Here is an 18,792-nt window from a genome sequence, read left to right as displayed (position 1 = left end):
CACGATCCGATTAAGCAAACAATCCCGTCACCCAACCACAAAACTTTACAACCATATCCCAGAGGAAGAAACGTGTTTCCGGTGTTCCGACTTGTACGGATGCTTCCACATCTCCTGGCGAAGCGGCGGCTGCAGCTGTATTCGTCTTCGTCACTGCGTCTCCTGTACCTGCATCAATGAAGCATAATGGAGGAAACAATACACACCACCAGTTTTGACCTTCACCTTTACCGATTGTTATACGAACTGCTTCGTAATCTCCAGCCGGATATACAGTACCACCATATAGTTTGGTCGGAAAAGGAACCACCCCCAGCTCCACCTGGTAATCATAATCCAGACCACGACTGGCAAGCTCTTCTCCAACTTTCTCTTCAATCTCAGACAAATGCTGACGAATCACTCCACGGGCTTCCTCCAGATCTTGAGGATTGGCAAGCTCCGTCACCCATTGATCCATCTGAGCAACAACAGCATCACGAATCTCACGTTTCACCAACTGATCTCCTGCCGAATCCGAGTTGGCTAGAATACGGAGCCGAATGGATTGCTCTGGAATTGCCGCAGCTGCTACAGCCGCATCCGTTTTCTGGCCTTCCCACATCATAATAATCATCATAAGACATACCACAATTAGTCCAATTTGTTTCACGATTCGTCTACTCATGCCGTTCTCCCCCTTGGCTCTCATGATCATGATTTTATAAGTGCTTACGCTATGAACTCACTATAAATCTCTCATGTCTATCAGTATGCCCAGAGGAAGTAGGGTTAAACCTATTAAACTCCATAACTCTTAATTTTTTTATCCAACATATGCTAGGATGTGTCTCTAAACAAATAAATCATGTCGCGTGTGTTGAAAGAAACGTATGAAATACAACGAATGAGGCAACGAGCAGGATGCACAGATGATTAGAAATAAATGATGATCGTGGAGCAGGTCTAGAGCAGGTGAAGGTTACGTTTGAAACGGAGCAGTTAAAGGGTGAAACCCTCTCCATACAACGTCGGCGTTAACGAATCTGAGAGACCTTATTTGGTCGTATCACGGCAAATGGAACTGGTAACGAATCTGAGAAACGTTATATTACAAAATAACACGGAATGAGTCTAAAACTCGCGCCCCAATGGAGTATTAGCGTGTCAACGATTCGTTAGCATTTCCTGAGTGCCATTTTCCCGCCAATAAGGCCAACTGAGTTCGTTAGAGATAACACATGATCAACTGTCGTAACTTCAAATCTCACGCTCACTTAGGGGGCATCGTCCACTGCCGACGTCTTTTCGCGCCTGCTGTGTCACTTCTCATGACGACCCGGCATACCTGCGGAAAACGTCCTTGCTTGAAACGAAAATTTCAAGTTCTGCCTTCCTTCAAAGAGTTCTCAGACACACCTTAGAGCAAAAAGAGCCGCTCCCACCTCTAATGGTGATAACCGACTCTACCGTTTAATGCCGCTATAACGAAGGGGAACACATCCTCAACATGCGGAGAACATTCACACGCTCATACTTCCCTTTCCTTTCTCCCCTACCTATCGACCTTTATATCCACTCTTTCTTCTCTTTGCACCTTTATGTCCACACCACCTGCGTATAGCATACTTATGTTTATGTTTGTGTCTTTGTTAGTTCCTCTGTTAGTGCCTTTGTTTATGTCTTTGTCTTTGTCTTTGTTTTTGTCTCTACTCTTGTTTAACTCTATATCCGTGCTTCCGTTTAGTTCATACTCCAATTACATCCCTACTTGATCTTTTCCCTTTCCCGCCTCTCCCTTTATCTGTTCAAGTTCCTCTTCCTTCTTCTTGCTCTTGTTCAGCATATCCAGCCCCGCCACCCAACTCCGAACTCTTGCTGGCAAACTCGGTGGCTGCTCCTCCGACACGATGACATCTTCATCCTCGGGGCCATACAGTTTGATGCTCATAGCAATCGCGATGCAGGCCATATTGATAAGTAGTGACGTTCCTCCGTAGCTAATAAACGGCAAAGTAATACCCGTAAGCGGCATCAACCCCAGAAAAGCACCAATGTTCTCAAACACCTGATATAGCAGCATCCCTATAATCCCGACAATAATTACTGGCCCCGCTCGATCTTTACATTCCAGTGAAATAAGCACCATCCGATGGATCAAGACAAAATAAAGCAATAGCAGCACTGCACCGCCCACAAAGCCAAACTCTTCAGCAATCACGACGAAAATAGAATCTGAATATGTATAAGGCACTCGCCCGCTTTGCACCGATGTACCTTGTAAGTACCCTTTGCCAATAATGCCGCCTGATCCTATAGCTAGACCCGCATTTTTGGTATGCCAGGTTGCTTTGGCAGTCGCTTTCTCCGGTACAAGCCAAGGATCGATCCGTTCTGCCCAATGCTCTCGATCTACCTTCTCTAGAAAGGTGAAAATTTCTTCATGATACGTGACATATGATTTAACGAAGCCAAAAAAAGCCACACCAATAATGGCAATACCAATCAAGGCATGTTTCAGCTTAATATTACCGATCCAGAGCACTGCTGCCAAAATAACAACATACCCCAAGGCATTTCCCAAGTCATTCTGTATCATAACAAGTGCAAAGGGAATAAAGGTCCAACACCCAATCGGCACGATGTCTCTCCAAAAACCGAGTTCTCTTCCTTTTCGCTTCATTATCAAATGGGCGAGAAATAGAATTAAGATCATTTTAAACAGTTCCGCAGGTTGAAATGAGAAAGTATCCCCTAGCTTTAGCCAGCCATTGGCATTGTTGACCGAGCCACCTACGAAATTGGCGAGGAGAAGCAAAATATTTCCGATGACATACAAATAAAAAGCATATTTCACAATGAGCTTATAATTGATAAGCCCCATTCCAATCACGACAATGAATCCGGCGATATAAAATTGTAAGGTTTTGATATGATGGTTGCTCAATGTAGAATCGGTCTGCGTCCCGCTATATACGGCAGCTATGCTTATTCCCATAAGCAACAGCAGTACAAACAGTATGATTCCATCCATCTTCTTCAACATTCTCAGCATGTACTCACTCTTCCCCCTAAGATGGTCTTGCCAATCTCTCCTCCCTTTATTGTATAGAATTGGAATGAAAAATGGAAATCCTTACACTTATGGATATGTTGAAGGAACACCCCTTCCTAATCCACCGATACCACAAAACCGATACTATAACAAAAAAACCTGAAAACCGTAGATCCACGTTGCTCGAATCTATGGCTTTCAGGTTTTATATCTTACACATTTTACACACCTTAAAACAAAAATCAGGATTGTTCTTGCTGTGACGGTTTGCGTTTAAACACTTTCATAATCAGTTCCGTAATGCTAAGTTGTTCTGACGAACCCAGAATATCCTCGTTCTCCTCCGTGTGCACCTTGATACTCATGACAACCCCCATACTCAGCATATTGAGCACAAGAGAGGTACCCCCGAAACTGATAAACGGCAGCGTAATTCCCGTCAGTGGCATCAGACCAATAAACGGACCAATGTTAACAAAAATCTGATAGAGTAACATCGATATGATACCCACAATCAGATACGGTCCGGCACGATCCTTACACTCCAATGCGATCAATACCAGCCTATGAATCAGAATGAAGTAGAGCAGTAACAGCACCGAAGCGCCTACAAAACCGAACTCTTCCCCGATCTGAACAAAGATGGAGTCGGCATACGCCAACGGTACCCGGTTGGACTGGATGGTTGTACCTTCCAAATATCCTTTACCACTAATACCTCCAGAACCAATGGCAAGCTTAGCGTTATACGTCTGCCATAGGACGTCACGGGAGGTCTGATCTGGTACAAGCCAAGGATCGAAACGATCTGCCCAGTGAGCACGCCCGATATCCTGAAGGAATTTGGTGATCTGATCGTGATAGTGAACGTACGCTTGCGTTCCCGCAACAAAAGCAGCAACTGCGATGATAAAACCAATCAGGGCGTGGCTGAATTTCACATTACCAATCCACAGCAATCCAACAAGAATCACGACGTAACTGAGCGCATTCCCCAAGTCATTTTGCAATAAAACGAGTAACAATGGCGGCAACACACACAGAGCAATCGGGATGACATCTCGTCCAAATAACAGAGGTCTGTTCTTCTTTCGAGACAGCAAGGCAGACAAAAAGACAATCAAACACAACTTAAACAGCTCTGCCGGCTGCAAACTTAGACCGAATATGGACAACCAGCCCTGCGCGCCGTAATAGGTCACACCAAAAAAGTTAACGATAACAAGCAGCAGTAGACCGCCACCGTAAATGTATAAATAGTTTTTGATAATCACTTTGTAGTTGATCATGGACATTCCGAAGAACACGATGAAACCTATAATATAGAATATCCCAGCCCGCTGGGGATAGGATTCCCACCTCGGACGACCAAACGTGGTGCTATAAATGGATAAAATACTGATAACCATCAAGATAACTAATATAAATACGATGTTGTAGTCAATTTTTTTGAATTTATGCAGCATGTAATTATGTTCCTCCAAGCATTCAGCAATCTTCGGTATATCTCATTGTAGAGGATTTCACGGCAAAAAGAAAACCTCCGCAATCTTACATTTATGTCACCTGTTCCGAAGTGCGAACACCTAGTACATGCCGCTCGATCCCGGCAAGGTCTGGTACGATGATAATCTCCGGCCAATGCCCGGCGGATTCCAGCAAGGCAGCAATGTCACGAGCCTGGCCTTGCCCCAGTTCAAAACCAACAATCTGCGGCGGCGCTGGCAACAGCGTAAGCTGCTCCAGCATCACCCGGTACGGCGCAAGCCCATCCGGGCCGCCGTCCAGTGCAGTGCGCGGCTCATGATCGCGCACCTCAGGCTGCAACCCGGCGATATCTGCCGCCGGGATGTATGGCGGGTTGGACACCAGGATGTCCACCCGTGCCCCAGCGAACGGAGCGAGCAGATCGCCTTCACGGAAGTCGATCTGTACGCCGTTCGCAGCCGCGTTCCGCGCGGCTATTTGCAGGGCGGCCGCCGAGATATCCCCGGCGCCCACCTGCCACTGCGGGCGAAGCGAAGCCATCGTCACCGCGATGGCACCGCTGCCCGTGCCAATGTCGACGGCGTGCACTGCATCGCCGCTCGCAAACACGCGGTCCGCTTCGCGCAGCACAGCCTCGACCAGCAGCTCGGTCTCCGGCCGCGGGATTAGCACGGCCGGCGTGACCTCGAACGGCAGCCCGTAGAATTCCTGGCTGCCGATAATGTATTGCGCCGGCTCACCCGCAGCCTTGCGCGTGACGGCGTCTTCCCAGCGGCTGCGAAGCTCGCTTGGGAAGGGCTCCGGCTGCATCATATAGTACTGGGCGCCATAGACGCCAAGTACATGTTCCAGCAGCAGCCGTGCGTTATTGTGCGGCTCGTACACGCCGCACTTCTCCAAAAAAGAGGAAGCCTCTACGAAGGCTTCCCGACAGCTCTGTGCCTGCGTCATCACAAACTGGGCGCGGGTCACAGATTATTCTCCTCTATCCATCAACTCAGTCTGCTGAGCAATGGTCAGTGCAGACAAGATATCTTCAATTTCTCCGTTCATGATCTGATCCAGCTTGTGCATCGTCAAACCAATACGGTGATCCGTTACACGGCTTTGCGGGAAGTTGTACGTACGAATCCGTTCACTACGGTCACCCGTTCCCACTTTGCTCTTCCGTTCAACCGAAATTTTCGCTTCTTCTTCCATACGTTTCATATCGAAGATCCGTGTACGCAGAACCTGCAACGCTTTTTCTTTGTTGGAGTTCTGGGACTTACCATCCTGACACGTTGCTACAATACCCGTTGGCACGTGAGTTACACGTACAGCGGATTTCGTTGTATTTACCGATTGTCCACCAGCACCACTGGAACAGAACGTATCTACACGAATGTCTTTGTCATGAATTTCAATATCAAAATCTTCCGCTTCCGGCATAACCGCAACCGTTGACGTCGACGTGTGAATACGTCCACCAGATTCTGTTGTTGGAATACGTTGCACACGGTGTGCACCGCTCTCGTATTTCATTTTGCTGTAAGCGCCGCGGCCGTTAATCATGAAGACAACCTCTTTGAATCCGCCGAGATCGTTCGTGTTCACGTCCATCAGCTCAACACGCCAGCCCTGTGCGTCTGCATAGCGTGTGTACATCCGATATAGATCCGCTGCAAACAATGCTGCTTCATCTCCACCAGCCGCTCCGCGAATCTCCACAATAACGTTTTTGTCGTCATTTGGATCTTTCGGCAGCATAAGCACACGAATCAGTTCTTCCAATTCCTTCTGGCGGGTGCTCAGCTCTTCAATTTCCATTTTGACCATTTCACGCATCTCATCATCTAGCTTCTCGCCTTGCATTTCCTTCGCAGCATCGAGATCTTCACTTACCTGTTTGTATTCATTGTACGCATCGTAAGTTGGTTGCAGATCGGATTGTTCCTTAGAGTACTCACGCAGCTTCTTGTTATCACTTGCTACATCCGGGTCACACAACAGCTCGCTGAGCTTGTCGTAACGGTCGGCCAAAGCCTGTAATTTATCCAACATTATATCGTCACCTCACGTATTATTTTCATTCGTTTCTTGCATACCGGTATTCGTACTATTTATAATTCTCAGTCGCATAGGATTTCCGTGAAATCCCCTGGCCTTAACATGGATTAAATATTCATATATGATCGACGATCGACGTATAACATCGCTACAACGTCATCAAATCCTTTACTTTTAAAGTGATATAAAGAAATCGCGTACCCTGTACAGAACCCGCTTCCGTTCATCGAGTTAAGCAACACATTCAACCAAGGTATACGACTCTTAATTATAGCATATTCTTATGAATCTGAATAGCAACCATTCTGCTACCGGATGAACTAAATTTTCTATATCTATATGGAGTAGGAAAAACGCCGATAACCTTCATGAGGCAACCGGCGTTTCACATTCATACATGTTCATACTTTTGGATGGAACGACTTCTATTGACGTTTTGGCATTTGACTCTCATCCATGTACAGTAAGTTCCAACGGTGACCATCCAGATCGGCAAAGCCTGCACCGTACATCCAGCCGTCCGTTTCACTGGGCTTACCAAAGACGCTGCCTCCAGCGCTCTCTACTTTTTGAATAAAGGCATCTACTTCTTCCCGGCTCTCCGCACCAATGGAGAATATCACTTCTGCGCTATGGGAAGTATCTGCAATTTGGGAACCTGTAAATTTCTCAAACGTCGCATTCGGGAACAGCAGAATTGTCGTTTGACCTATCGTAAGCTTGGCTCTTTCGTGACCAACGTTCGCCGCATGGAATCCAATCTCATTGTAAAAGCTTGTTGACTTCACAACATCTTTGACCGGTAGGTTCATCCAGATATCCTGTGACATGGTCGTAGCCTCCTATAAATCAAGTTCAACTATGCCCACTATACTCTATTTCGGACACCAGAAGCGAATCTCGCCCCTAACTTTCTCTCTCCGTAACATAACCGGAAATTTCCCACTGTCCTTCTTGATACGCTAATATCATTTCCAAAGCAATTGCACCTTCATTCGCACGATACTTACTGACCTCAAGAGTCATCTCATTCGTATCGTCTGACGGCTTATGTTCTTCAATGGTTAGGAGAATGCCTTTAAGCCTTGTTCCACCCTGCTCAGCAAAATTCCGCTCGATCAATTGCTCATGTGTGTAGTTATAGATGGGAACGTTATATTTTTGTAGGAGGTAGGATTCAATTGCTTCTCGCTCAGAATCTTCAATAGGGACTGCTTCGTTCAGCACCAGAGAAATGTACTCCATATTCGCATTAAGAGCCGCGTCTATCGATATCAATTCTTCTAGCGCAACACGGTAAGGTTCAATTCGCATATTCGGAGAGAGCTCGTTAGTTGTATCATTTGCACAAGCCGATATTAGGAACACAACCACCATACTAAATGCAACATACAACAACTTTGATTTAATTAAAATGACAATCTCCCCTTATGGTTATTGTAACGTTACTACCTGAACGTTATTCAATACATAAGAGTTGCACATTCCAAGAGATTGTAATGGGCAATGATGAATCGGAAACTGAAAAACATCCTTCATCTATTCATGAAACTAAGTCATAGTATCTTCACTAGCATACTTGTTTCGGTTATGAGCAACCTACAGAAGGTCGTCCTCTAATTGTTCGAGCACAACACTCCACCAACTCTCTTCATCCGAGACACTCACCGGGTCTTTCTCCGTATAGAATTGTCGGAGCTGGTGCAGCGCATTTTTTCTTGCTGAATCAGAAGATGGTTGTGCTATAGGCTTAATTTCGCCTCTCCTGAAAGCTTCTAGTTTCGCCTGCACTTGTTCCAACGTCATTACACTCGGCTCAGAGGTTCTCGAATGCTCATGGATGAACGAAATGTATTGATGTAGGAACTCCAGAAATAGGCTTAGATTGGTGTTAACAACGCTATATTCACCCTTCTGCCCATCCAACCTGTAGAGTGTGCCGATCTCTGTTTCCAGAGCAAATATGATCGAACTATCCTCCCATTCATACCCGATTGGAAACAACGTTTTGTATCCATCTGAGGTCTGAATCAGTCCTTGATCCGTTAGGGGTGTAAAATGAACGCCGAGCACATGCTCATCTGCCAAACGGAGCTGCGGTAACCCCAATTGCAGTAACAGTTCCTGCGTCTCCTTCGGCAACTGAGCAGCTTCAACTAGAGCCTTGTCGTATCTAACATTGGTTAGCTGTTGTTCCATAGGCCACCTCCAGAAAACTCTTTCTTATATTATATCCACACGTTTCGGATAATCCAGTAAGTTCCAGTGTTTATCATCGTTAAAAAAAAGCCCTGCCACCTTCCTAAGAAGGTAACAGAGCCATTTTCAATAGACCTACGTTGGTAGGTTCAGTTTTTTAAAGTTTGATACGAGTTCAGAGGTTTATACGTTGAAACGGAAGTGCATAACATCGCCGTCGTTAACAACATACTCTTTACCTTCCAGACGAAGCTGTCCACGTTCTTTGGCACCATTCATGGAACCAGCCGCAACCAGATCTTCATAGGAAACAACCTCTGCACGGATGAATCCACGCTCAAAGTCAGTATGGATTACACCAGCTGCGCCAGGAGCTTTGGTACCCTTACGGATTGTCCATGCACGAACTTCCTGTACCCCTGCTGTGAAGTACGTGTACAGTCCCAGCAATTTGTAAGCTGCTTTAATAAGCAGGTTCAGACCGGAATCCTCGATGCCCAGTTCCTCCAGGAACATTTGTTTATCTTCGCCTTCCAGTTCGGAGATCTCTTCTTCGACCTTCGCACTGATTGGCACCACTTCTGCATTCTCGGCAGCAGCGAATTCTCTTACTTTTTGCACATAAGCATTGTTCGCTACATCGCCGATTTCGTCCTCAGCTACATTGGCTGCATACAGAACAGGCTTGAGGGTAAGCAAGTGCAGATCGCGCACAATCAGACGCTCTTCATCTGTAAGCTCCATACTGCGTGCTGGCTTGTCTTCATACAGAACAGCCTTCACTTTCTCCAGTACTTCCACTTCTTGAGCAGCCGTTTTGTTACCGCCCTTCATGTTTTTCTTAGAACGGTCGATTTTTTTCTCAACACTCTCGATATCAGCCAGGATCAGCTCCAGATTAATCGTCTGAATGTCGCTTACCGGATCAATTTTGCCATCTACGTGAGTGATGTTCTCATCGACAAAGCAACGTACCACGTGTACAATAGCGTCTACTTCACGGATGTGAGCAAGGAACTTGTTACCAAGACCTTCACCTTTACTTGCACCACGAACCAGACCCGCGATATCTACGAATTCAAACGCCGTTGGTACTGTCTTTTTCGGTACAACGAGTTCTGTCAATTTGTCCAAACGCTCATCAGGGACTTCAACAATCCCTACGTTAGGGTCAATTGTACAGAACGGATAGTTAGCAGACTCCGCACCAGCTTGTGTAATTGCATTAAACAATGTAGATTTACCCACGTTAGGCAGACCCACGATTCCAGCTTTCAAAGCCATGTATATGACAACTCCTCATTCATTACTTGTTCGGTTCGAATAATCCTATTCATTATATATGACAACCCCCAGTGCATCAAGGAAGTTCGCTAATTCGCTATGAACGGAATTATTTCCGCAATTCCTTGTACATCGTTAGATCTGTAACCTCATACCCCATCTTCTTATACAAGTTGCTTGCACGACCATTATGTCCAAACACATGCAGACCGATTCGAACTACCCCCAGACCTATAGCAGCCTGTTCCAGTGCCTTCATGGTCTCCGTACCATAACCTTTGCCTTGATGTGCTTCTTCAACCAAAATATCCAGCAGGAACGCCTCCCTGCCCCGAAGGTTATCCGTAATATTAAACCAGATATAACCTACATTTCCGTCCATCTCATGCACGAGGTTATACACATAAGCACCAGGGGTGTTCATGCCTTCTGGTAAGTATTTGTCATACACTGCTTCTGCGAGTTGTTGTGCTTCTTCTGATGCCCACGTCCCCGCTTCTACCTTCTCTCGTGCAAAATCTTGAATGGAGCGAACGCGAAAACTCGCGAACTCTTGCTCACCCATAGGTACTAGTTTCATTCAATTCTCCTTCTTTCTACTCCATTAATCATGCTATAACTTCCTATTTCACAGCATACGTAGATGCCCTGTAATTCACAAGCTGTTTATCTTAGCTATGTATATCTATCTTTATATTAAAATGGGGGCACAACCTTTACGCCCTAATTTGCGTTTAATACCATAATGTTAAGAGAAAGGAGAGAATTAGAATGGACAAAGGTCACAGGCGGTTCACGCCCAGATTTGTTATTCTCCTTGTTGTAACGTTGTTCGTTGGAGTCATCTTATATCTTAGTTATCAGAATGCAATAGATCGATTCAAAGACTTCCGCATCACCATAGACAATCAGTCCGCATACGAACTTACTGGCATCCAATCAGGATTGATCGGCTCTGAGAACGCAAATGTTATGGGTAAGTCCCTCTTCATCCCCGGTCAAGATTTGCCTAGTGGGCATAAGATTCAGTTCACTCCACAGCTCAAGCTCTCTGGAGAGGGAAGTATATATCTGAAATTTAGCGATAGCCGTGGGAATAATTACACTAAGACCGTCTGCGGCTATACCGAATATTTAGCTGGTCATACCCGTGTAACGGTGACTAACGATACGATATCCGTTAACGAAGAATGCTCCTAAGCGAGTAAGTACGTAGCATTCATCCAACGGATGAATAGCTTGTCCACACTGTAACTCATGCTGAAATTAAATGATAGGAAGAGCGACTCGCCAAGAGCTCAGCCACAGTCAATGGGGTTTACTTGATCGGCTTTTCTGTTTTGGCCTGGTTATATTCATTGATTAACTCATCCAGAATCATGGATTGCTTAATGACATCAGGATGCAGAAGATCTACATATTTCAGCTTCGTCTGATACAGCTTCTGCCTCGCTAATTCAATTCGTCTTATCAAGTCACTACGTTCCATATTCATCCTCCCCTGATGTGATATTCTAGAGCATTCTGCTATTTAGTGGGAAAGGATATATACTCCAACTTGATTTTAATTTTACATGTCGTTCTACCCCATTTCGTAAAACCTTACACGCTAATTTGTAAAAATCAACATAAAAAGGCGTCCCGTATGATCCAGCTTCCTCATTAAAGGAAGTCATCCACATAGGGAACACCCGTATATCTGTTCTATATACTAGCTTTCAAGGGATTAACTAGGGTGCGAGAATCGTTCACTAATCTTCTCCAAAAGAACAGCCGCTTTGGTGCTACTGCCTTCCCCATTAGGATAATCACGAAGTTCACCAAATAACCCAAGACAGTCCAGCATCGCATCCTTATTACCATTATTCATGGCAAAATCCAAGCCTCGTTGAAGGTATTCCATGCCTTTATCAAAGTTTTTATTTGTTAAATAATACGTTCCTAATCCAGCCAATAGCGACCCATACTGGTCACTTGTTAAATACTTACTAACTTTTCCAATTCTATTTTCCTGCTCCTGGTAGGTAAAATAGGATTCATACTGTTCCAATACCGAATCAATATTCATATTATATCGATTCGCTGCACTTACAATTGCACATAGCGCTGGGAAGATTTCATTCTTTCTTTCAGATATATATTCAAGATAATCCTCAAGAACATCAACATTACCTGACTTCAGCTCATATAGATACCGATTGGCTTCCGCCCATTCATTAAATTGATTTATAACTACCAATTCAGCTTCATTAGGAGACTTTATCCACGTATAATTGCTATATTGTTCAACATACTTCAGGGCGTTCTTGTAGTCTCCAAGATAAGAGTACGCACTCCCTTTTGCTAGGTGGGCATACAACACATAAAAAACAATCTCCTTTTTCACCCACTCATCTTTACGTCTTCCATACAACTTATAGTGAATTTCTGCTCTCATCTTCAATTTGTCACTCAGTTCTAACAACTTACTCCAATTTCGTAATGAACTATATACATTAATTAGATCATTCAACCCATCAAGCTGATACATCTCATCCAAACGATCTACAAACAACTCAAATTGGGTTGCAAGTGACTGATTATTTTGTTGATTGTTAGAAAGTCCAATTGTAAATAGACGATACTGACTCAGAGCCAATCGTTCTGAATGCTGCATCTTCTCACTCTCAGCAACACTGTAATAGAGGGGGCGAGCTGCTTCCAGCTTTCCTTCAGAAAATAACTGTTCCGCCAGATCAAACAAATGAGGGGCATACGTGAGGTTATCCATCACTAAACTGATCGTTTCTTTTATATTTTCAATTTGATTTAACTCAGCACAGCGGTACAAAAAAGGGCCTAGTCTGCGCCAATCCGGACTCGCATTTACAAAACTTTCATTTATGTATAATCCATAAAAGTACCCTTCAGGTAACCCCATACCCGCAGTGAGCCGATCTAACTGTTGCACACCTATAGGACGCTGCCCACTTAGGGTACTGCTTAAAGTGCCTGAATTAATACCAGATACCTCTGAAAACTGATGAAGTGTCATACGTTTGTTTTTTAAATAGTCCTCGAAATAATCACGAATGGTCGCTGCTGAGTTCAAGAAAACACCACCTTATCTGAGGTATACGACTGAGTAGTAATAAATAAGAATTATACAGCACCCCTTCAATTTATATCAATTTTATATTTTATTTGGTAATAAGGTCTTTTTAATTAACTTTAAGGTTATCCCAAACCCCAGGCTTGGTTTCACCAATTTATAATAGCCCTATGCTCATCCGCATAGGGCTTCTTTGCTGTATAAATAAATACCTCAATGGTGTCACTCTTCAAGTCATATCAACCGTTAGCTTCCCATTCCATGACCATTCGTTGTCATGATCACAGGAGGTGTTGTTTCCGGAGGTGTTGGTTGAGTAGTCGGGATTAATATAGATACTGCCACACTACATGTAATTGCTATTAAAGCTAATTTTGATTTCATTTTCATCACACCTCACAAATCAAATTTTTGTATTTCACTTTATCCTCTTCAGATGCATTATATCGAAATTCTTCAAACGTTTTGATGCAACTCAACATACCGTCTTTATTCTTAATTGTAATAGCGAGTTGTAGACCTCTAAGGATAAAATGTATTCCTCTATTATATTCTCGATGAGTTAAATAATATGTTCCCAAATCTGCTAATAAAGTGACATACTGGTCACTCGTGTATTGTTCATTAATTTTCCCGATATGACTGACTTGCTCTCGGTATGCGAAATAAGAGTCATACTGTTCAAGGATGGAATGAATATTCATCTCAAATTGATTAGCTGCGGATACTATTGCGCACAATGCCGGGAAAACTTCATTTTCTCTTGCTGAAATGTAGTTTAGATATCTTGGCAACACTTCTGTCTTACCAGACATTAACTCATACAAATAGTAGTTACCCTCAGCCCATTCCTCAAACTGACGAATGACTCTTATTTCATTATCACTCGGGTCATTAACCCAACTATGATCCTTGTATAAAAGGATATACTCCAGTCCATCTTGATATTCTTTTTTATTGAAACAAACTTCACCAAGCGCCAAATAGGCGTATAGAACATAGAATATAACCTGCTTTTTAGTTCTGGTCTCTGTCGCTCTAGATATCTTCTTGAATTCATACTGAATAATTGCCTTTACTTTCAATTGTTCAGCCAGAATCTCCACCTTGTCCCAGCGACGTAATGAAGCATAAGCATTGATCAAATCATTCAACCCATCCAACTGATAGGGCTCGTCGAGACGATCCACAAAAAATTCGAATTGGGTAGCTAGCGACAAGTTTTTTTGCTGATCTTTACCAAGTCCGATAGAGAACAAACGATACTGACTCAGAGCCAATCGTTCGGAGTGCTGCATCTTCTCACTCTCGGCCACACAGAAATAAAGGGGTTTAGCCGCTTCTAGCCTCCCTTCTGCATATAGTTGTTCAGCCAACTCAAATAAGAGAGGGGCATAGGAAAGATTATCCATTAATAGTTTAACCGTCGCTTCGATACACTCCACTCTACCGAGTTCGGCACAACGTTTAAGAAAAGGGCCTATTCTCCGCCAGTCAGGATTCGTATTAACAAAACACTCATTTATGTATAAATCGTAGAAATATCCCTCGGGTAAACCCATCCCCGCGGTGAGTCGATCTAGTTGCTGAACTCCTATGGGACGTTGCCCACTCAACGTACTACTGAGTGTGCCTGAATTAATACCTGATAATTCGGAAAAAGAGTTTAATGTCATATGTTTACTCTTAAGATAACCTTCGAAATGATCGCGAATTGTGGTAATTGAATTCAAGAGAACACCACCTTTCAATAAGAAATTAGGCAACGGTCAATAAAATTATACATTATTTTTACATTTAATATCAATATTTTACTTGTAAATTATTACCTATCGTTAAAAATTAAAATATACCATTGCTTGTTCTTGATCATTTGAAATTGGCTCAATTCGTTACTACTGAACTGAATAATCCAGATTTTAATTACAAAGATTTCTTTACACTCAGAGCAGGTAAAGTGAAGTGTGCTATATTTCAAGTGATTGTAACAAGACACAACCAATATATTTATATGTTTCATTCCAAAATTAGTTTTAACTTAGAATTTTAATAATTAGAAGGAGAATGATTATGAAAAAAATAGTGGGATTGATGTTAGCAGTAGCATTGTTAGTTTCACCGATCAGTTTTAATAAGGCAAATGCTGATATGCCAAGTGAATTTACATATACAGAGTCTAATTCAATGGCGACAATAACCGGATATACGGGTAGTTCAAGCGATATTATTATCCCTGATGAAATAGATGGGTATCCCGTAACTGCCATAGGAAATGAAGCGTTTCGTTCTAAAAGATTAACAAGTGTAACGATTCCTGAAGGTGTACTATCCATTGGTAGTAGCGCATTTCATAGTAACAATCTAACAAGTGTAACGATTCCGAACAGCATCACTTCTATTTCAGATCGTGTTTTTGCTTCGAATAATATCGTTGATCTTGTTATCCCTGATAGTGTGACAAGTATAGGAGATTATGCATTCTCCTCTAATAATCTAAGTAATGTGACACTTTCAAACCATGTTGCGCTTATTGGCACTGGTGCTTTTTTCTATAATAATTTAACAAGTATCATTTTACCTAGTGGTTTGACGAGTCTAAGTCCTTCGGTATTTATGAGTAATAAATTAACCAATGTAGTTATACCTGATGGTGTGACGAGTATTGGTAATGGTGCCTTTCATAGTAATGAATTAATCAGTGTGACTATCCCTGACAGTGTAACTACCATTAAAGAAGATGCTTTTTCTCAAAATAAGCTAGTGAATGTTAGTATTCCAAATAGTGTAACCTCTATTGAAAGAGATGCATTTTCTTATAATAAACTAGTGAATGTAACGATTCCAAATGGTGTAACTTCTATTGCAAGTGGCGTTTTTAGCAGTAATGAATTAACGAGTATAACTCTTCCAGATCACTTAACTGTGATAGGGTACAATGCCTTTAATAGCAATAAATTAACCAATGTAACAATTCCTGCTAGCGTTACAAGTATCGATTCGTACGCTTTTGCTTCTAACAGTCTTAATACGATTACGTTTGAAGGTAGCTTACCGTCATTGGATGCGTCAGTTGTTGCTTCGCAAACAAAACCAAATTATACATTTGAAAATTGGTATAGCGACGAAACATTGCAAGCAGCTTGGGACTTTACTAATTCAATAGATCCTAATACAACATTTTATTCAAAATATATTCCCGATAAATTAACGGTATCCTTTAATAGCAATGGTGGTAGTCAGGTGGCGGATCTAGCTGATATAACCTATGATACGACGATTACAGCACCAGTGGCTCCAACAAGGTCAGGTTATGTATTCGGAGGATGGTATGTAGATCAAGTTCTTACAACAACTTGGAATTTCGATACTGACAAAGTCACAGAAAATAAAACATTATTTGCAAAGTGGACTGCTATTAATAACCCACCGGTTGTTCCACCAGTTACGTCACCAGCTCCAGTTACATCACCGGTTGTACCATCAGTTACAACATCAGTTACGCCAGCAGTTGTCGAACAAGAAATAGAAGATACAGAAAACATTGAATCAGAACAAGAACCTGAAGCACCAGTAGAAAAATATTTTACTGATATAGATGGACATTGGGCTGAGAATAGTATTAATAAATTAGCACAAAAAGGGATATTGAAGGGATATGAAAATGGTCAATTCGGTCCAAATGACTTCATCCAAAGACATCATCTTGCATTGTTGATCAATCGTTTAGTAAAGCTTGATGCAGTAAGGGAAGCTGTAAACTTTGAAGATGTGCCGACGAAGCATCCCAGCTACAGTGCAATATTGAACCTACAGCAAGGTGGAGTTATTGATGGTTATAAAAATTCATTTAATCCATCAGGACAGTTAACACTAGGTGAGCTTGCCAAAATATTAGTACAAGCGTTTAATATAAAGCAAGCTAAAATTACAGGAGAAAATAAACATTGGAGTTATATCTACACTCAAACTTTATCAGAATTAGAGATTATGAAGGCAGAGGACATTGAAAATGGTGTGAATAAACCCGTAACAAGAGCCTTGTTGGCTGATGTTTTATATCGATTGTTACAGTATAAGCAGTTAATCTAACGGTTTGAATAATATATTAGGTTAATTGACAAGGATTTTGATGTAGATACGACCTATCGTTAACTGCTAAACAACCTTTCCTTTATTTGACTAACCATCAAGTAAAAGAAAGGTTGTTTGTATTATTGGAAAGGGTATTGCTGAAGGACGAATCTCCTGGGAAACGCATTGTGAGCTTGGGGTTCGCACCTGTCAGAACAGAAAACTCTCCTTACTGGGGACAGCAACAAACCCCATACCCTACCTATAAATTATCCTATCGCCTCTCCATAAGCCTCGGCGTACCACGCAACTCATCCAGAGTCCCAGCACCAATGCCGAACATCACGGTGCGTAGCTCGAACTCGACCTGCTCTAGCCGCTGGCTTAACGCTTCATCAGAAGCAACAGCCGATTCGAGCAGCGAGCGTCCGAACCCGGCAAGGTCAGCGCCAAGCGCAATCGCTTTAGCGGCATCGACTCCGCTATAGAGCCCGCCGCTGCCGATGAGCGCGCCTGTTGGATTCAGCGTACGCACCTCACGGATGCAATCCGCTGTTGGAATGCCCCAGTCTGCGAAGGCTTCTGCTGCCGCACGTCGTACCGGATTGGTATTCCGATATTTCTCGACCTGCACCCAACTCGTGCCGCCAGCACCTGCTACATCCACGAAGGCTGCACCTGCTGCATATAACCGCTGTGCCATCTCTCCATCCATGCCGAAGCCTACTTCCTTCACACCAACGGGGACATCTAGCTTCGCACACAGCTCCTCGATCCGATGTAACAGTCCACTGAAGTCGGTGTTGCCCTCAGGCTGGAAAATCTCCTGCAAGCTGTTCAAATGCAGCACAAGCATGTCGGCACCCGCAATGTCTACAGCACGCTGGAAGTCAGCGGTTGTGAAGCCGTAATTCAGTTGCACCGCACCAAGATTAGCAATGACCGGGATGTCCGGTGCCCAGCGTCGTACATTGAAGGTATGTGCTAGTTCGGGCTGTTCCACCGCAGCCCGGATTGAACCTACGCCGAGCGCCCAGCCTCGGGCGTTCGCTACTCGCGCCAGCCGTTCGTTGATGGCGCCAGTTGTTTCACTTCCGCCCGTCATCGAACTGATGAGCAAGGGCGTACGTACTTTTTTTCCAATAAAGGCCGTCTCTAGACTCACCTCGTCAAAGTTCAATTCAGGCAGTGGATTATGACGAAACGCATACCGCTCCATACCACTGGTTATCCCTTCCCCTGCCACATTCTCCTCAAGACAGAGGCGCACATGTTCCAGCTTCCGTTCGCCTGTAGCCACGTCAGGAAGCAGTCTTTGGCCAGCTCGCTCTTGTTCGTTCATGATGAGACCCCCTTATGTGAGAATTGCGCTGATCGACAGGATAACCTGCCCACTTTCCTACTTCTATATAAATTAAACTATCGTTATTTACACTGACCACTACGATGACAGAACAACCCTCCGATCGCTGTTATCCCCAGATTTTTCTGATTCCTTTTTCCAAAGGGAAAATCCGGGGATAAAGGCGAACGCTTCGCTTCTTCACGTTATTTCTGTCCTCTCCGCTCTTGTGTA

16 protein-coding genes are annotated in these 18,792 nt (G+C 43.5%); 2 read left to right on the top strand and 14 right to left on the bottom strand.

The window, feature by feature from the left end; genetic code table 11:
* Window positions 1-10 precede the first annotated feature (10 nt).
* From spoIIR to M3636_RS17875, 10 genes are all read right to left on the bottom strand, one after another.
* Window positions 11-667 carry a stage II sporulation protein R gene (spoIIR, locus tag M3636_RS17920; protein WP_251383429.1) on the bottom strand — a complete coding sequence of 219 codons (657 nt, stop codon included), beginning with the start codon at window positions 665-667 and terminating at the stop codon, window positions 11-13.
* A 1,071-nt stretch (window positions 668-1,738) separates the two neighbouring features.
* The gene (locus M3636_RS17915) at window positions 1,739-3,034 is read right to left on the bottom strand and encodes an FtsW/RodA/SpoVE family cell cycle protein (RefSeq protein ID WP_251383427.1); all 1,296 of its coding nucleotides are present in this window, start codon (window positions 3,032-3,034) and stop codon (window positions 1,739-1,741) included.
* 242 nt (window positions 3,035-3,276) lie between these two features.
* Window positions 3,277-4,500: an FtsW/RodA/SpoVE family cell cycle protein gene (locus M3636_RS17910; RefSeq protein WP_128103802.1), complete on the bottom strand. Its 1,224-nt coding sequence runs from the start codon at window positions 4,498-4,500 to the stop codon at window positions 3,277-3,279.
* Window positions 4,501-4,591: 91 nt separating this feature from the next.
* Window positions 4,592-5,473 (bottom strand): peptide chain release factor N(5)-glutamine methyltransferase, encoded by an 882-nt coding sequence (gene prmC / locus M3636_RS17905; RefSeq protein WP_128104628.1) that lies wholly within the window; start codon window positions 5,471-5,473, stop codon window positions 4,592-4,594.
* Window positions 5,474-5,497: 24 nt separating this feature from the next.
* A complete protein-coding gene (prfA, locus tag M3636_RS17900; RefSeq protein WP_128103803.1) occupies window positions 5,498-6,565 on the bottom strand; it encodes a peptide chain release factor 1 in 1,068 nt (355 codons plus the stop codon).
* 431 nt (window positions 6,566-6,996) lie between these two features.
* The gene (locus M3636_RS17895; RefSeq protein ID WP_251383426.1) at window positions 6,997-7,401 is read right to left on the bottom strand and encodes a VOC family protein; all 405 of its coding nucleotides are present in this window, start codon (window positions 7,399-7,401) and stop codon (window positions 6,997-6,999) included.
* 76 nt (window positions 7,402-7,477) lie between these two features.
* Window positions 7,478-7,885, bottom strand: coding sequence for a hypothetical protein (locus M3636_RS17890; protein ID WP_251383425.1), 408 nt, complete (start codon window positions 7,883-7,885; stop codon window positions 7,478-7,480).
* Window positions 7,886-8,170: 285 nt separating this feature from the next.
* Window positions 8,171-8,770: an SUKH-4 family immunity protein gene (locus tag M3636_RS17885; RefSeq protein ID WP_251383423.1), complete on the bottom strand. Its 600-nt coding sequence runs from the start codon at window positions 8,768-8,770 to the stop codon at window positions 8,171-8,173.
* Between the two features lie 183 nt (window positions 8,771-8,953).
* Window positions 8,954-10,054 (bottom strand): redox-regulated ATPase YchF, encoded by a 1,101-nt coding sequence (gene ychF / locus M3636_RS17880; protein ID WP_056702168.1) that lies wholly within the window; start codon window positions 10,052-10,054, stop codon window positions 8,954-8,956.
* Window positions 10,055-10,163: 109 nt separating this feature from the next.
* On the bottom strand, window positions 10,164-10,634 hold the full coding sequence (locus M3636_RS17875) for a GNAT family N-acetyltransferase (protein WP_251383422.1): 471 nt from the start codon (window positions 10,632-10,634) through the stop codon (window positions 10,164-10,166).
* A gap of 191 nt (window positions 10,635-10,825) precedes the next feature.
* Here M3636_RS17875 and M3636_RS17870 point away from each other — a divergent pair, with 191 nt between their 5' ends.
* Complete coding sequence (locus M3636_RS17870; RefSeq protein ID WP_251383420.1) at window positions 10,826-11,254, top strand: hypothetical protein; 429 nt, start codon at window positions 10,826-10,828, stop codon at window positions 11,252-11,254.
* A 118-nt stretch (window positions 11,255-11,372) separates the two neighbouring features.
* Here the strand turns inward: M3636_RS17870 and M3636_RS17865 are convergent, their stop codons facing one another.
* The 3 genes from M3636_RS17865 to M3636_RS17855 all read right to left on the bottom strand — a co-directional run bounded on the left by M3636_RS17865 (window position 11,373) and on the right by M3636_RS17855 (window position 14,878).
* A complete protein-coding gene (locus M3636_RS17865) occupies window positions 11,373-11,543 on the bottom strand; it encodes an aspartyl-phosphate phosphatase Spo0E family protein (RefSeq protein WP_128103809.1) in 171 nt (56 codons plus the stop codon).
* Window positions 11,544-11,780: 237 nt separating this feature from the next.
* Window positions 11,781-13,145 carry a transcriptional regulator gene (locus M3636_RS17860; RefSeq protein ID WP_251383419.1) on the bottom strand — a complete coding sequence of 455 codons (1,365 nt, stop codon included), beginning with the start codon at window positions 13,143-13,145 and terminating at the stop codon, window positions 11,781-11,783.
* A 389-nt stretch (window positions 13,146-13,534) separates the two neighbouring features.
* Entirely contained in the window at window positions 13,535-14,878 is a 1,344-nt protein-coding gene (locus M3636_RS17855) for a transcriptional regulator (RefSeq protein ID WP_251383418.1), read from the bottom strand.
* A gap of 337 nt (window positions 14,879-15,215) precedes the next feature.
* Here M3636_RS17855 and M3636_RS17850 point away from each other — a divergent pair, with 337 nt between their 5' ends.
* The gene (locus M3636_RS17850) at window positions 15,216-17,234 is read left to right on the top strand and encodes a leucine-rich repeat protein (RefSeq protein WP_251383417.1); all 2,019 of its coding nucleotides are present in this window, start codon (window positions 15,216-15,218) and stop codon (window positions 17,232-17,234) included.
* 256 nt (window positions 17,235-17,490) lie between these two features.
* Here M3636_RS17850 and fni read toward each other — a convergent pair whose 3' ends face one another.
* Complete coding sequence (fni, locus tag M3636_RS17845) at window positions 17,491-18,558, bottom strand: type 2 isopentenyl-diphosphate Delta-isomerase (RefSeq protein ID WP_251383416.1); 1,068 nt, start codon at window positions 18,556-18,558, stop codon at window positions 17,491-17,493.
* Window positions 18,559-18,792 lie beyond the last annotated feature (234 nt).

Source organism: Paenibacillus sp. MER 99-2 (genome assembly GCF_023714095.1).
Taxonomy (GTDB): domain Bacteria; phylum Bacillota; class Bacilli; order Paenibacillales; family Paenibacillaceae; genus Paenibacillus.
Note: the sequence above shows the minus strand (reverse complement) of the source record. Positions and strands in the feature narration are given on the sequence as shown.